The 12,775-nt window shown below is 48.2% G+C and carries 21 protein-coding genes; 20 read left to right on the forward strand and 1 reads right to left on the reverse strand.

Going from position 1 to position 12,775, the window contains the following annotated elements; translation table 11 throughout:
- Nucleotides 1-5: 5 nt before the first annotated feature.
- From MXE28_RS06075 to MXE28_RS06115, 10 genes are all read left to right on the forward strand, one after another.
- Complete coding sequence (locus MXE28_RS06075) at nt 6-2,591, forward strand: phage tail tape measure protein (RefSeq protein WP_247239946.1); 2,586 nt, start codon at nt 6-8, stop codon at nt 2,589-2,591.
- Nucleotides 2,584-2,793: a phage tail protein gene (locus tag MXE28_RS06080; protein WP_247239947.1), complete on the forward strand. Its 210-nt coding sequence runs from the start codon at nt 2,584-2,586 to the stop codon at nt 2,791-2,793. The genes MXE28_RS06075 and MXE28_RS06080 overlap by 8 nt, the downstream gene beginning before the upstream one ends.
- The gene (locus MXE28_RS06085; protein ID WP_247239948.1) at nt 2,790-3,836 is read left to right on the forward strand and encodes a contractile injection system protein, VgrG/Pvc8 family; all 1,047 of its coding nucleotides are present in this window, start codon (nt 2,790-2,792) and stop codon (nt 3,834-3,836) included. Before MXE28_RS06080 ends, MXE28_RS06085 begins: the two co-directional genes overlap by 4 nt.
- Nucleotides 3,826-4,326: a phage baseplate assembly protein V gene (locus MXE28_RS06090; RefSeq protein ID WP_021841173.1), complete on the forward strand. Its 501-nt coding sequence runs from the start codon at nt 3,826-3,828 to the stop codon at nt 4,324-4,326. The genes MXE28_RS06085 and MXE28_RS06090 overlap by 11 nt, the downstream gene beginning before the upstream one ends.
- A gap of 11 nt (nt 4,327-4,337) precedes the next feature.
- A complete protein-coding gene (locus MXE28_RS06095; protein WP_021841174.1) occupies nt 4,338-4,913 on the forward strand; it encodes a phage tail protein in 576 nt (191 codons plus the stop codon).
- A gap of 1 nt (nt 4,914) precedes the next feature.
- Nucleotides 4,915-5,187: a GPW/gp25 family protein gene (locus MXE28_RS11645; protein WP_348644761.1), complete on the forward strand. Its 273-nt coding sequence runs from the start codon at nt 4,915-4,917 to the stop codon at nt 5,185-5,187.
- Nucleotides 5,188-5,392: 205 nt separating this feature from the next.
- A complete protein-coding gene (locus MXE28_RS06100) occupies nt 5,393-6,292 on the forward strand; it encodes a baseplate J/gp47 family protein (RefSeq protein ID WP_247239949.1) in 900 nt (299 codons plus the stop codon).
- On the forward strand, nt 6,285-6,938 hold the full coding sequence (locus tag MXE28_RS06105; RefSeq protein ID WP_156704075.1) for a phage tail protein I: 654 nt from the start codon (nt 6,285-6,287) through the stop codon (nt 6,936-6,938). Before MXE28_RS06100 ends, MXE28_RS06105 begins: the two co-directional genes overlap by 8 nt.
- The gene (locus MXE28_RS06110) at nt 6,922-7,959 is read left to right on the forward strand and encodes a phage tail protein (RefSeq protein WP_156704077.1); all 1,038 of its coding nucleotides are present in this window, start codon (nt 6,922-6,924) and stop codon (nt 7,957-7,959) included. The genes MXE28_RS06105 and MXE28_RS06110 overlap by 17 nt, the downstream gene beginning before the upstream one ends.
- Nucleotides 7,934-8,203, forward strand: coding sequence for a hypothetical protein (locus MXE28_RS06115; RefSeq protein ID WP_156704079.1), 270 nt, complete (start codon nt 7,934-7,936; stop codon nt 8,201-8,203). The genes MXE28_RS06110 and MXE28_RS06115 overlap by 26 nt, the downstream gene beginning before the upstream one ends.
- A 172-nt stretch (nt 8,204-8,375) precedes the next feature.
- Here the strand turns inward: MXE28_RS06115 and MXE28_RS06120 are convergent, their stop codons facing one another.
- On the reverse strand, nt 8,376-8,570 hold the full coding sequence (locus MXE28_RS06120; protein WP_021841179.1) for a hypothetical protein: 195 nt from the start codon (nt 8,568-8,570) through the stop codon (nt 8,376-8,378).
- A gap of 39 nt (nt 8,571-8,609) precedes the next feature.
- Here MXE28_RS06120 and MXE28_RS06125 point away from each other — a divergent pair, with 39 nt between their 5' ends.
- From MXE28_RS06125 to MXE28_RS06170, 10 genes are all read left to right on the forward strand, one after another.
- The gene (locus tag MXE28_RS06125) at nt 8,610-9,053 is read left to right on the forward strand and encodes a hypothetical protein (RefSeq protein WP_247239950.1); all 444 of its coding nucleotides are present in this window, start codon (nt 8,610-8,612) and stop codon (nt 9,051-9,053) included.
- 129 nt (nt 9,054-9,182) lie between these two features.
- Nucleotides 9,183-9,740: a hypothetical protein gene (locus MXE28_RS06130; protein WP_247239951.1), complete on the forward strand. Its 558-nt coding sequence runs from the start codon at nt 9,183-9,185 to the stop codon at nt 9,738-9,740.
- Nucleotides 9,737-9,889: a hypothetical protein gene (locus MXE28_RS06135; RefSeq protein WP_021841183.1), complete on the forward strand. Its 153-nt coding sequence runs from the start codon at nt 9,737-9,739 to the stop codon at nt 9,887-9,889. The genes MXE28_RS06130 and MXE28_RS06135 overlap by 4 nt, the downstream gene beginning before the upstream one ends.
- A 10-nt stretch (nt 9,890-9,899) precedes the next feature.
- Nucleotides 9,900-10,268, forward strand: coding sequence for a D-Ala-D-Ala carboxypeptidase family metallohydrolase (locus tag MXE28_RS06140; RefSeq protein ID WP_156704086.1), 369 nt, complete (start codon nt 9,900-9,902; stop codon nt 10,266-10,268).
- Between the two features lie 24 nt (nt 10,269-10,292).
- Entirely contained in the window at nt 10,293-10,715 is a 423-nt protein-coding gene (locus tag MXE28_RS06145; RefSeq protein ID WP_156704088.1) for a hypothetical protein, read from the forward strand.
- A 234-nt stretch (nt 10,716-10,949) separates the two neighbouring features.
- On the forward strand, nt 10,950-11,495 hold the full coding sequence (locus MXE28_RS06150) for a hypothetical protein (protein WP_021841186.1): 546 nt from the start codon (nt 10,950-10,952) through the stop codon (nt 11,493-11,495).
- Nucleotides 11,485-11,850 (forward strand): hypothetical protein, encoded by a 366-nt coding sequence (locus tag MXE28_RS06155; protein ID WP_021841187.1) that lies wholly within the window; start codon nt 11,485-11,487, stop codon nt 11,848-11,850. The genes MXE28_RS06150 and MXE28_RS06155 overlap by 11 nt, the downstream gene beginning before the upstream one ends.
- The gene (locus MXE28_RS06160) at nt 11,840-12,079 is read left to right on the forward strand and encodes a DEAD/DEAH box helicase family protein (RefSeq protein WP_247239952.1); all 240 of its coding nucleotides are present in this window, start codon (nt 11,840-11,842) and stop codon (nt 12,077-12,079) included. Before MXE28_RS06155 ends, MXE28_RS06160 begins: the two co-directional genes overlap by 11 nt.
- A 25-nt stretch (nt 12,080-12,104) precedes the next feature.
- Nucleotides 12,105-12,482 (forward strand): ParB/RepB/Spo0J family partition protein, encoded by a 378-nt coding sequence (locus MXE28_RS06165; RefSeq protein WP_247239953.1) that lies wholly within the window; start codon nt 12,105-12,107, stop codon nt 12,480-12,482.
- Entirely contained in the window at nt 12,464-12,670 is a 207-nt protein-coding gene (locus MXE28_RS06170; protein ID WP_021841191.1) for a hypothetical protein, read from the forward strand. The genes MXE28_RS06165 and MXE28_RS06170 overlap by 19 nt, the downstream gene beginning before the upstream one ends.
- Nucleotides 12,671-12,775: the final 105 nt, after the last annotated feature.

The following is a 12,775-nucleotide window of genomic DNA, read 5'->3' on the forward strand; positions in this document are numbered from 1 at the left end:
GTCCAATGGCTAAAATTTTTGAAATCGAATTTAAGCTCAACGGCCAAATTGCGAGCGGATTTAGCGGCGCCATGGACTCCGCAAAATCTCAAATAGCGGCTTACGGGGCGCAGATTAGTAGTTTAAATGCAAAACAAAAGGGGCTAAAGGGCCAACTGTCCGACGTGCAAGCGTCACAGGCGGCCCTTAATGCCGCTATGGATGGTAGTAGGGCAAGACAGGCGGCCTATTCGGCGGCTATGACCGATTTAAACGTTAAAACGTCGAGTTATCGGCAAAATATTGCCAACCTTGAAGCAAGACAGCAGGCTTTAACTGCTAAATTTAACGCCGGCAAAATATCGGCGGATCAGTATAATACTGGCATGGTGGCCATTAGTACCAAAATTACGCAGTATAAATCGCGATTAGCAACAACCACGGCGGAGCAAAACCGACTGACTGAGGCTTTTAATCGAGGCAGAATTTCCGAAGCGCAGTATCGCTCGCAGATGGATGCGCTCAATGCTAAGGCTCGGGAATACACCGGAAACCTTAAGCAGGTAGCAACTGAGATCGAGGGAGTGACAGCTCGGAATGCGGCACTAAGGGCTAGTATGGCGGCCAATGTTGCGGCGCAGGCCAATTTTACTAATGCCGTAGCCGGGTTTAGAAGTACGGCCGCAACCATAGCAATAGCAGCGGCGCCCTTAGCATTGGCGGCCCGTGAAGCAATTAATTATGAGCAGGCTATGGCCGGCGTGGCTAAACAGGTAGACGGCGCGCGCGATGAAAATCTACAATACACCGAAACGTACTACCAAATGAGCGATGCTGTAAAATCCATGTCGACGGAGCTCGGTATCGTTCCGGATAAGGTAGCCGGAGCTATGGAGGCATCCGCACGAATGGGCGTACAAGGCGCCGAAGGACTGAGAGAGTTTACCACGCTTTCCGTAAAAATGGGTGAAGCATTTGAGACGGACGGCGAAATCGTGGCCGAACAAATGGCCAAAATTGCGAATATCCGCGGTATCAAAATCGACACCACGGAGGGTCGGGCGCAGATTAGAGAGTTAGCTGATACTATCAACTATCTCGACGATCAAACAACCGCAAAAGGCGGCGAGATTATTAATGTTATGCAGCGTATCTCCGGTACGGCAGCACAAACGAGCTTTTCAAATGGCGAGATAGCGGCTATGGGTACGACTATGCTCGAGTTAGGCGATACCGCAGAGGTTGCGTCTACCGGTTTAAATGCATTTATGACAAAACTCGCCACGGCTCCGGTACAGGGTAAATCGTTTCAGGCGGCCCTCGCTCAAATGGGGATGGATGCCAAGCAGTTACAAGAGGACTTTATCAAGGACTCCAAAGGGACGACTTTAAAACTTTTGGATCAGATTAATCAGCTCGACGGCGCGGCCAAAGCTGAGATTTTAACTAATATGTTCGGGGCTGAATATCAGGACAATATCGCAAAACTGGCGGCAGGTACTGATAAGCTCCGGGCTAACTTTGCCCGACTTAATGAGGAGGGCAGAGCGGGCAGTGTCGACAAGGAATTTCAGGCCAAAATGCAGACAACGACTTTTGCACTTAATCAGGCAAGGGCGGCGGTTAGTGTTATGGCCGTAACTATCGGCGACGCCTTAATTCCTAGCATCGCGGCCGGCACGAGTTGGCTCGCTAATCAGGTAATGTGGGTAACTCGATTAGCGCAGGAACACCCGGCAGTAGTGCAGGGCATACTCAGTATGGCCGCAGCTGTGGCGGGCTTGGTACTCGCTTATAAAGGGTTTAGGGTTGTATCAGCCGGTATTGAGTTAACTCGGGCGGCTATTGTAGCCTTACAAAACTCTGAACGAGCGGCAACCGTGGCACGGTGGGCCGGTGTAGCTGCGACTAAGGCAATGACGGCCGCACAGTGGCTCTTTAATGGCGCTATGGCGGCCAACCCGGCAGCGCTGGCGATTATTGCTATTATAGCCCTGATAGCTATCTTAATTATCTACTGGGACGATGTAGCCGCAGCAGCGGTGGCGGCCTGGGACTGGATAGCTAACGAGGCGACGTGGCTATGGAATCAGCTAGTAGCCGGATGGGATACGGTGTCCGGTGCGGTGACCGGATTTATATCCGACGCAGAGGCTAAAATAGCGGACTTTGTAAGTTGGGCGCAGAATAAGTGGCAAGGGTTTAAGGATTTTCTCGCGAACCCTATCAGCGCTACCGTTAACTGGGTGCAAAACCAGATGGGCGGTCCGCCCGCCGGTGTCGACTTACCGGGGCACGCTGAGGGCGACATCGTAGGCAAGGGCGCACATTTAGCGTGGTTTGCCGAAGAATCGCCGGAGGCGTATATCCCTATCAATAATAGCGCCCGCAGTCGGGGGCTCGTGACTAAGACCGCCCAATTATTGGGAATGGATGTAGGCACTGGCGGCGGTGGCGTATCCTTGTCCGCGCCGATTACTATTACCGTACAAGGCAACGCGGACGCCTCGACAGTTGCTCAAATCGAGCGAGCCGCGCGCGATGTGCTCGATGAGCTGGAGCGGAAATTACAAGAATTAGAAGCAAGGAGGGGGCGGAGAAGCTATGCCTAGCAAGTACACAACGGCAGCGGGCGACGTATGGGACATGATCGCCTTGCGCCAAATGGGTAGCGAAGCATACACGTATTTACTTATGCAGGCTAACCGGCAACACGTAGGCGTGTCGAGGTTTAGCGCCGGTACAGTCTTGACTATACCGGACGTACCACGCGATGCAGTGACCTACGCCCCTCCGTGGAGGCGTAAGACATGAGAGCGCCTAAATCTTATATAGAGCTCACGTACGACGGCGTTAATATCTCGCAAGATATTGCGCCGTTTGTTACGGGCTTTGCATTTAATGACGCCATGAGCGGCGAGGTTGACGACATTTCGGTAGACCTGCACGACGTGGCGGAGTTGTGGCTAGGGGACTGGCTACCGGACAAAGGAGCCAAGCTCCGGGCGGCCATTGTGCTAGAGCATTGGCGATTTGAAGGAGACCTGATGCGGCTAGACTGCGGAGAGTTTGAAATTGATGAGGTAACTCTAAAATATCCACCGCACACGGTAAGCATAGGCGCGGTTAGCGTGCCGGAGGCATCAGCCCTCCGAGGAGTGGAAAAGTCCCGGAGTTGGGAAAAGACCACACTAAAAGCGGTAGCTAATGAGCTGGCCACGGCCGCCGGGTGTACGTTATACTACGACACCACGGCGGAAATTAAATACGACCGGATAGAGCAGTCCGACGAGTCCGACCTGGCGTTTTTACAAAAATGCTGTAAGGACGCCGGGCTTGCTCTTAAGGTTACCGATAATCAAGTCGTTATATTTGAGGAGTACAAATACGAGCAGGCCGAGCCCGTGGCGGTATTGCGGAATCCGCAAGCGACGACGCCGGCGACAACGGTAGACCCGGTAATAACTCTCACATCGTGGGATTTTAAAAGCTCCACACGTGAGATATACAAGGCGTGCCACGTTAAGCACACCGATACCAAGACTAAAGCTGTAATCGAGTACACCTATACGGATCCAAATAAGAGTACGGGCAAGGTGCTACAGGTTAACCAACAAGTCGAGAGTATCGCAGAGGCGGAACGGCTCGCCCGTAATAAGTTACGGGAAAAGAACAAGGACGAAGTCACGGGCGCAATGACTTTAACCGGTGATATTAGGTTGTCGGCAGGGCTTACGGTAACCGTTGAAGGATTTAGAAAGTTTGACGGGAAGTACATTATCACTAAGGCGGCGCATAAGGTCGGCGGCGGATATACGACATCCGTAGAACTCCGGAGGTGCTTAAATGGATATTAAGAAGGTACTACGCAATTTAGCGCGCGTCGGGATTGTGTCGAGTGTTAACCCGGCGGACATGACGGCTCGTGTTACATTTCCGGACCGTGACGACTTAGTTAGTGCGGACTTGCATATTATTACTACCGGTAGTCAAGATACTAAGGTGTATTGGCTGCCTTACGTAGGCGAGCAGGTGGTGTGCTTATTTAGTGCCAACGATAACAACCTCACAGAGGGGTATATCTTAGGCACTATGTACAATAGCAAGGATACGCCACCGGCAAACGGGCAAGGCGTGCGAGCGGTCAAGTTTGCGGACGGTTCGAGCGTTATCAACGATAACGGCAATATCACAGTTAACGCCACGGGCAGCGTGACAATCAACGCGCCAACTGTGACAATTAACGGCGGCGCCGGCGATGTAGTAGTTAACGGCGTGAGCCTAGTAAATCACACGCACGGCGGTATTATTCCGGGCGGCGGCTCAACGGCTCCGCCTAATAAGTAGGAGGTGAGTACGTGGCATTTTTAGATAATTTTAAAAAGACGGAGCTCGGGCACTCGATGTATGTACAGGCGCAGCAAGTAGCCAACGCCTTAGGGCTCGGCCGGTACTTACCGACCTCCGCTCTAGGCACGTATGGCGATTTAGTATTTGAGGTGTCGAGTAGTAAGGTTTTAACTTACGACGGATACAGCCGGAAAACGTCATATAAATACGCGTCGCACGAGGTTATCGGCTCTGCACCGGTGCTCGAATACTTAGGACCGGACACGGAGGAAATCTCATTTGTTATACATTTTAACGCCATGCTAGGGGTTAACCCGGCAGAGGAAAGCGACAAAATCCGACAAATGGCCGAGGAGGGCCGGCGCGAATATTTTATTATTAACGGCACCCCGTTAGGTGGGGCGCCTTGGGTAATTACAGAGGTAGGCGACGAGGTAAGTAATACCGACCGGACGGGGAATATATTAATATCCACGCTTAGTATTACGATTAAAAAGGCGCCTGACTTACCGATGGGAGGTGTGAGCGGTGCAAACGTGGCTAATAACAACAACACCGAAAACGGTCAATCTAGCGCCGGCTAGCGTGCTGGAGGAGGTACTGCAAAATGTTTATACCATACTTACGACAGTACGGTATAGCGTACCCCTTGAGCGCGGATTTGGGCTCGACGGCGAACTTATCGACTTACCGATACCGGTAGCACAGGCCAAAATGTCCGCATCAATCCTCCAACAAATTGCCAAATACGAGCCACGGTGTAAGGTGGTGCGGATATCCTATGTCAATCAGTCAGAGGGCGACACGGCAGACGGTATCCTGCGCCCAGTATTGGAGGTGGCTATAATTGGATCTTAATAACATCAAATTTATAGAGACGGACACCGACTCTATTAAACAGCATATTATAACAGTTTATGAGGCCTTAACCGGTCGGACGCTAGCATTAGCGGACCCGGTAAGGCTTTTTTTATGCTCGCTCGCTAGCATCATAGGCGAGCAGCGCAATTTAATTGATTATTTAACACGGCAAAACATGCTAGCGTTTGCCGAGGGTGTCTTTTTGGATATTCTCGGTATGCTAGTCGGCACGGAGCGCCTACCGGCGTCGGCGGCGGTTACGACGGTGCGTTTTACGCTGTCCGCTCCGCAGCCTAGCGCGGTTATTATACCAAAAGGTACGAGGGTAACACCGGACGGGGCGCTCATGTTCGCCACTACTGAGGTGGCGCAGATAGCGCCGGGGCAATTAACTGCCGATGTCGTAGTAGCGTGTCAGCAAGCCGGGGAATTGGGAAACGGATATTTACCGGGCGAACTAAGTCGGTTAGTTGATCCGTTGCCATACTTGCCTACCGTGGCCAACACGACCACGACAAACGGCGGCGCTGATACTGAGGCGGACGACGACTATCGCGAACGCATCAAGGTGGCACCGGGACAATTTAGCGTAGCTGGTCCGGATGATGCCTATATATATCACGCCATGTCCGCTCATACGAGTATAGGGGACGTGGCCGTAGATAGTCCAGAGGGCAACGAGGGTAAAGTATTTATTTATGTTTTGCTCAAATCCGGCAAGCCTGCCACTGCTGAAATTTTAGAGGCAGTCAATAGTACATGTAATGATAAGCGCATCCGCCCCCTTACTGATAGGGTATTTGTGAAAGCTCCGGCCGTTGTTCCGTATAACGTGCGAGGGGCTTTTTATATTGACGCCAATAATGCGTCAAGGGCTACCGCCATTCGAGAGGCAGTACAACAGGCTGTTGATGATTACACGGCATGGCAGCGCGCTAAACTCGGGCGAGATATTAACCCATCCGAGCTAATACACCGCATCATCCAAGCCGGCGCTAAACGGGTAGAGCTCCAAGAGCCGGCCTTTACTAAGATTTTGGCGAGTCAGGTCGCCGGAGAACAGACCGTTAATTTGACACTAGGAGGGTTAGAGGATGCTTAAGCTGATAGAGACTCATTTACTCGACATCTTGCCGCCTAACCTTGCCAGTGATCCAATTATCTCAAATGCTGCCAAAGCGATAGACGCGGAGCTTACGGCGGTGACTCAGTTATCGCGTACGGTTTTAATTTTGGCCCGTATTGACGAGTTACCGGAGGACGTTATCGACTTACTAGCTAAGCAGTTTAAAGTCGATTTTTACGACGCCAATACGCCGGTAGAGCGTAAACGTGAGCTCGTGCGTACGTCTATCGCATGGCATCGCATCAAGGGCACACCGGACGCGGTGCAGCAGGTCGTCGATACGCTCATCGACGGGGCAACGGTACAGGAATACTGGGAATATGGCGGCCGGCCTTACTTTTTCAAGGTGGGCGACATTAAAGGTCCGCTTGTATCGAGTAGGACAATCGATGCTACAGTCCGGGCGATTTACGTCGCCAAAAATACACGGTCGCACTTGGACGGGATTACCTTTGTACGCCGGCCAAAGGCGGCGGCGCGACTTAGTACAGCTTCTTACGTGCATAAGCGCATACAGGTAACACCGCGTACGATAGGCGACAGTTCCGGGCGTGCATCTATTAAGGCAAGTACGACAGTACGTATATTTAAGGAGGTTAAAATCGATGGCAGATTGGCGTAATAGCGTAATTACGGAGCGAGGTCGTAACCTCGACGCCAAGGTGCGCGCCGGGCGCATCAAAATGGAATTTACAAAGTTTAAATTTGGATCGGGTCAGCTAGATAGTTATGAGACTGCAACAGACCTCGCAGAGCCGCGACTTAACGTTGGTGTTACAAGCATTGAACCGGTTGAGACGGGCGTTACCGAGGTGAGTACGACTCTTACTAATACCGATGTGACTACCGGATTTAATATGCGCGAGGTGGGGCTGTTTGCAAAAGACCCGGACCTTGGCGAGATTTTATATCTAGTTATGACTGACCCGAGCTATGACTTTTTACCTGCTAAAGGCGGGGCGACAGTCATCTCGGTAGACTTTTCTATTTTTATCGGCGTAGATGACGCCGGCAACACTACGGCTGTACTTGATCCAGACGGCCTACTTAAACTCAGGGACTTAACAGCGCACAATAACAATACCGACGCGCACTCCGTGTTATTTACGACGGATAGCACGCCGGATCGGGATTCCGATACTACTGATAGTGCGATTAGTAAGTTAGGCGCACGTGTGAAGTGGGTAAAATCGTATGTAGCTCGTAAAATTACGGACACTCTTAAAACAGTAGACACCAAAATAAGCGAGGCTCTTGCCGCGTACAAGAATTTCAAGGCGTCTCAGATTTCCGATTTCGCGGAGGCGGTACTTATTGCTATCCGCGATAAAACATTTACAACTTTAGGTGTGACGTGGTCCTTTACCAATCCGAACGCATGGTATATATGCTTCGGGGTACTTTTTGGCGGGCTCATTATCCAAGGTGGAAGCAACGGCGGCAATGCTGATAGTAATATCCTTTTACCTATCCAATATACAAAAGAATATAAAGTGTTAGCCACTGGCACGGCAGCCGGTCAAGGTTATTACACATTTTTAACTGCTATAAAAACTAATTTAGCTAGTTTTAAATTAAATACTTATAGTGGAGCCGGTCAATTAATGGCTCATAACTTTGATTGGCTTACCATTGGCCGTTAGTAGCCAAGGTGGAACAACCGGACGGCCTTCCGATAATGCAGCCACGACAAACTTTGCAATAGCTTTTAATAATACCGATTACACCATTATTCCGGTTGGCGTTATCGATGCAAGCGATAATAAATTCAGCTTAACTGTCAACGTTTTAAAAGATTATAAAACGGCTAATAGTTGTACATTCCGCACATCTAATAGTGTTGCCCCGGCTTGCTATTATATAGCTTTTGGTAAGCTAGTTTCATAGCCCAAGGATATCTTACCGAGGGCAATGTCATTATTACGACCAATATTGACAGTCTGTCTAGCTTTGAAATAGCTTAACGGATATTGAGAATTTGAAAAATAAAGATACAGAACTGTCAAATTCTATAGAATCCCTCAGCCGGTCGCAACTTACCGAGGCCCAGGTCAAGTCGTTAATTGATGCGGCCATAAGCGCCATCGTAGACGGCGAGGGCGGTCAGCGCATCCGCTCGCGTCGCATAATACCCGACGACGTGATACAGGGCGCGACCTGTATCGGTATAGTTTATTGTTTTGCGCGTCATATAGGGGCGCCGGCGGTTACCGGCTAGTTTACAGACTTGGCCGTAGCCGTTTGGTAGTCTCATTTTTACCTCCAAAATTTAGAAACAGAAAGGATTGATACGATGGATAATACTTATCTCAACGTGTTAAGCGCTCCAAATCGCAACGGCGAGCAGGAGCGTATCGCGACATACTTACTAGGCCAACACGCCAAAACTATGGACGGTTTAGTCGCTAAAGCAAAAAAGGAGTATGAGGGTCATGATACCCACGTGTGCAAAGAGAAAGAGCAAGCCGTATTTACCGACGTTAACATTAAACATGTCATCAAAGACGGTAAAATCGTCGAGGCGTCACCTATCGAGCCGACAGCCGAGGAAGTGGCAGCGGCGGCGCGTGCCACCTTAGATGCTGAATATCAGGCGGCCCGGGATGAGTTACAAGGGCAATACTTAACGGCATTACTCAATGGAAATAATGTGGCGGCCGCAGCTATCCAGCAGGATGCGACGGACCTCGACGCGGCCTACGTGGAACAGTTGCAAGAGCTAACTAAGGAGGTATAATAACTATGTCATTTTTCAAGATTACCAAACGATGCCCCTATTGTGCAAGTAAGCTCAATAAGGACGGGAAGTGTACATGTGATGTATTTAAAGCGGTAGAGGCCGCAAAGCAAAAGGAGGACGCGGCCAATGCTGGAACTGATAACAACGCCACCACCTCCAATCCTTGATCGCTTACTAAATAGCGCCTCGGAGAGTTTGACCCGGACTATCACTCCGGGCATCCTCGAGGACTTAAGTAATGCCATCGTGGCGATTATCTTACTCGTGATGATTGATACCTGTCTCAGGCTCTTAATCGAGGCCAGCAACTATAACGCGGCCGTAGGTAAGCCCGGTACGGTTATCAACATTCTTACGGCCCTCGTGTGGCGGGGCTGGGGTGCCGTGGAGCACAAGGGCAAACAACGGCGCTACTTAGCGAGTAAGGGGCTACGGGAGGCGCTGTTTGCTAAATTTATAAAGCAGTACCCGTGGTTTTTATTATTATCCTTGCCACTGATGTACATCTCTGACTATGAGTATTTCGGACTCCGGGTGGATATATTGGCCACCCTTACAATTATGCACATTCCGATATTTTGCGAACTATCGAGCATCGTTGAAAAGCTCCGGGAGATTAACCCGAATAATATTATGCTATTGGATCGTGTAATTAAGGTCATATCGGAGGTGATTAAGAAATGAACGAAGGGCGCAACGAATTAATTGTTATAGCCATTCTGGGCATCGTGGACGTGATGGCCGTATGGTTCGGTTATAACGAGCTCGCTACTAATATCAGTAGTGGGCTTATCGGTTTTATCGGTGGCAAAGCGGTAGTAAGCCGCAGTTAGGAGGTCAACTATGTATCAAGTAAGCGAGCATTTCAGCGAGTTAGAGCTCATGTGTCAATGTGGCCGGCATACTTGCCTCGACCATATTATCGATATTAAGTTAGTCGATTTACTGGAGCGCATCCGCGCGGCCGTAGGTAAACCGGTACACGTAACCAGCTGTTACCGCTGCCCGGAACATAACTACGAGGTGGGCGGTGTGCCTAACTCGTATCATACGCAAGGCCTTGCCTGCGATATTTGGGTGCAGGATATGAGCGTCGATGAGCTCGCCCAAGTGGCCGAGGAGTGCGGCGCCGATGGCATCGGGAAATATTACTATCAGGACTTTGTACACGTTGACGTGCGCGGATATGCGGCTCGGTGGGATGACCTATGATGCTGTGGGGAGGGTTAAATAAGTATGCGAAAATTGGTATTATCGTTTGCGCTGTCCTTGCTCTTCTCGGTGGCGTATATTACCTGTTCAGCGGCGTACGTGATAACGGAGGCGGAGCTGAACGGATTAGATACGAGATTGACAACGCTAGCCGAGGACAACAAGACATTACAGACGCAGCTAACAACATTAAATCAGGACTTGACGACAGCCAAGACCGAGCTCGCGCTATTGGAGAGCGAGCGGACGCAATTAGTGCAGTCCTTGACCGCATCACGGGCGGAAGTGGAACGATTGACGAAATCCTCCAGCGCGACGCTCGAATCATTGAAGAAAGCAGAGGAATCATTGAACGCATACGAGCGCGGGGTGCAGAGCCGCGACCGTAAAATTAAATGGCTCCAATATATCCTACTAGCTGGCGCCGTGTACACGTTTACACGATGAGAAAGGATGCGTGATCCTGTTATCTCGGCCCGTGCGCTCCGTTATGCGTGCATCCGGTGAGATTTAGAAAAGGGGGCTGTATCGAAATTGAGTTTTAACTCACATTTCAGATACAGCCCCCTTTTTTTATTTTGGTTAAAAATTTTTAAATTTTAGCTTGACTTCGTTTTGATATTGGTATATACTCTAATTAAGAAATGAGTATATACCAATATCAAAATGGAGGCAGGAATAATGAAAATCAGAAAATCGGTACTAAATAAGTTTACGGTAGAAGAAATTAAAGAAATGGGAGCAAAGGGCGCCCGCGATATAGTAAAAGGATACACACACCAAATCGGACATGATATGGAGTTACTAGTTCCCGTATCTGGCGAGCGTAATGTAGTCCTTGACTTTAAAGGTATTCTCTGCGAAATGGACGGATACGATAAAAGCTCAAAAACGGCTAGTGAAATTAAAAGTTATCACGGCTCTAAGGTAACTGCCTTAATGCGCGCAGTAGAAACAATGTTATTAATTTACGCATTGCAAGAAATCACAGGATGTCGGAAAATAAAAAATTTTGTTGTATATGGATTGAACAATAAAATTACCAAAAAATACGGGTTGGACTATTCGAAGGACGCATATAGTATCGAAGATTATAAGAATCACAAAGTTATTAAAGTTCAAGGGCATATCCGAAATGCAAAAGATATGGAATATTACAGAGATTTACAGTACAAACTTGCTAGTAATTTAGTTAAAAAATATAAGGAGGTCCACAATGTGGCATAAAATTAAATTCAATACACAAAACATAATAGGGGAAACTGCAAAAGCTACAATTATAAAAATGCCGAATAAGTCTAAATGGAAAGGCCTAACATTTTACCATCCTTCAAAATTAGTCAGAGAGGAGGGGCATAAGGGGTATCGTTCTTCTTTCTCTTTTACCGATGACTGGGAATTTCAATTATATAAAAAGGGCAATCTTGTAGATAAATTAGGCGCCGAAGAGATGTTAGATGCTTTTGATAATTCTTCACTAAATCCAATGGACGAAGAAACAAGTTATTTAAAAGTTACTAAACCGTCTAAGATAGAAGCAGAAGTAAGAGAAATTGAGGAGTTGGTACGTGATGAAATCTGATAATCAGCAAAAGGCGTTTGATAAGTTCAAGCGTCTAAAGGTCGGAGCCTTATTCATGAAGCAGGGTTCCGGAAAGACTAGAGTTGCGGTGGATTTAATAAATTCTACTGATTGCGAATTAGCTATATTTTTATGTCCTTATTCTACAAAAAGTAATCTGGAGCAAGAAATACATAAATGGCAATTATGTAAAAAATATATCATCGTGGGGTATGAAACTCCTATATGATAGTATAAAAGAAGATGGGTATACTATGCCTATCGTGTGCTATTACGATAAGGACGCCGACATGTACGAAATTGTAGATGGTTTTCATCGCTATTCAATTATGTTAAAATATAAAAATATAAGAGAGCGTGAAGGCGGTAGGTTACCTGTGTCGGTAATTGATAAGCCTATTAGCGGTAGAATGGCGAGCACTATTCGGCATAATCGCGCTAGGGGGTCGCATAACGTAGATTTGATGAGTAACATAGTCGCGGAACTCGTGAAGATGGGGTTGTCTAATGATTGGATTGGCAAACATCTAGGAATGGACGCCGACGAGGTAATAAGACTAAAGCAAATTACTGGATTGGCCGCGTTATTTAAGGATAGGGAATTTAGCAAATCATGGACGAAAAAAAAGTAAAAAATACATGGGGCGGGAGACGCGCCGGGGCCGGCAAACCGGCTCTGCCAAAAGATGAGGTAAAAAAAATCAGGTCTATCAAGATGTCCGATAAAGAATGGGACTTGCTCGGTTCGTTGGCTGATGCTAAGCATATGACTAAATCAGAATATATTCGGTTTAAGACTTTAGAAGAAAATAAAGAATAATAAAAAGAGAGTTATAGGACAAAAAGTGTGTGTAGAAAGTGCTGCAAACTTAGATAAATACTGGGTTTGTAGCACTTTTATCTTTTTTTGACAAAGATAAAGGGT

This window comes from Veillonella sp. KGMB01456 (genome assembly GCF_023051165.1).
Taxonomy (GTDB): Bacteria; Bacillota; Negativicutes; order Veillonellales; family Veillonellaceae; genus Veillonella_A.

Excerpts from the sequence above, each read along its gene's own strand:
- MXE28_RS06155 (WP_021841187.1), top strand. The coding sequence starts at position 11,485 with ATGTGGCATAAAATTAAATTCAATACACAAAACATAATAGGGGAAACT.
- MXE28_RS06105 (WP_156704075.1), top strand. The coding sequence starts at position 6,285 with ATGCTTAAGCTGATAGAGACTCATTTACTCGACATCTTGCCGCCTAAC.
- MXE28_RS06160 (WP_247239952.1), top strand. The coding sequence starts at position 11,840 with ATGAAATCTGATAATCAGCAAAAGGCGTTTGATAAGTTCAAGCGTCTA.
- MXE28_RS06165 (WP_247239953.1), top strand. The coding sequence starts at position 12,105 with ATGCCTATCGTGTGCTATTACGATAAGGACGCCGACATGTACGAAATT.
- MXE28_RS06085 (WP_247239948.1), top strand. The coding sequence starts at position 2,790 with ATGAGAGCGCCTAAATCTTATATAGAGCTCACGTACGACGGCGTTAAT.
- MXE28_RS06150 (WP_021841186.1), top strand. The coding sequence starts at position 10,950 with ATGAAAATCAGAAAATCGGTACTAAATAAGTTTACGGTAGAAGAAATT.
- MXE28_RS06080 (WP_247239947.1), top strand. The coding sequence starts at position 2,584 with ATGCCTAGCAAGTACACAACGGCAGCGGGCGACGTATGGGACATGATC.
- MXE28_RS06145 (WP_156704088.1), top strand. The coding sequence starts at position 10,293 with ATGCGAAAATTGGTATTATCGTTTGCGCTGTCCTTGCTCTTCTCGGTG.
- MXE28_RS06125 (WP_247239950.1), top strand. The coding sequence starts at position 8,610 with ATGGATAATACTTATCTCAACGTGTTAAGCGCTCCAAATCGCAACGGC.
- MXE28_RS06130 (WP_247239951.1), top strand. The coding sequence starts at position 9,183 with ATGCTGGAACTGATAACAACGCCACCACCTCCAATCCTTGATCGCTTA.
- MXE28_RS06170 (WP_021841191.1), top strand. The coding sequence starts at position 12,464 with ATGGACGAAAAAAAAGTAAAAAATACATGGGGCGGGAGACGCGCCGGG.
- MXE28_RS06075 (WP_247239946.1), top strand. The coding sequence starts at position 6 with ATGGCTAAAATTTTTGAAATCGAATTTAAGCTCAACGGCCAAATTGCG.
- MXE28_RS06135 (WP_021841183.1), top strand. The coding sequence starts at position 9,737 with ATGAACGAAGGGCGCAACGAATTAATTGTTATAGCCATTCTGGGCATC.
- MXE28_RS06140 (WP_156704086.1), top strand. The coding sequence starts at position 9,900 with ATGTATCAAGTAAGCGAGCATTTCAGCGAGTTAGAGCTCATGTGTCAA.
- MXE28_RS06110 (WP_156704077.1), top strand. The coding sequence starts at position 6,922 with ATGGCAGATTGGCGTAATAGCGTAATTACGGAGCGAGGTCGTAACCTC.
- MXE28_RS06090 (WP_021841173.1), top strand. The coding sequence starts at position 3,826 with ATGGATATTAAGAAGGTACTACGCAATTTAGCGCGCGTCGGGATTGTG.
- MXE28_RS06120 (WP_021841179.1), bottom strand. The coding sequence starts at position 8,570 with ATGAGACTACCAAACGGCTACGGCCAAGTCTGTAAACTAGCCGGTAAC.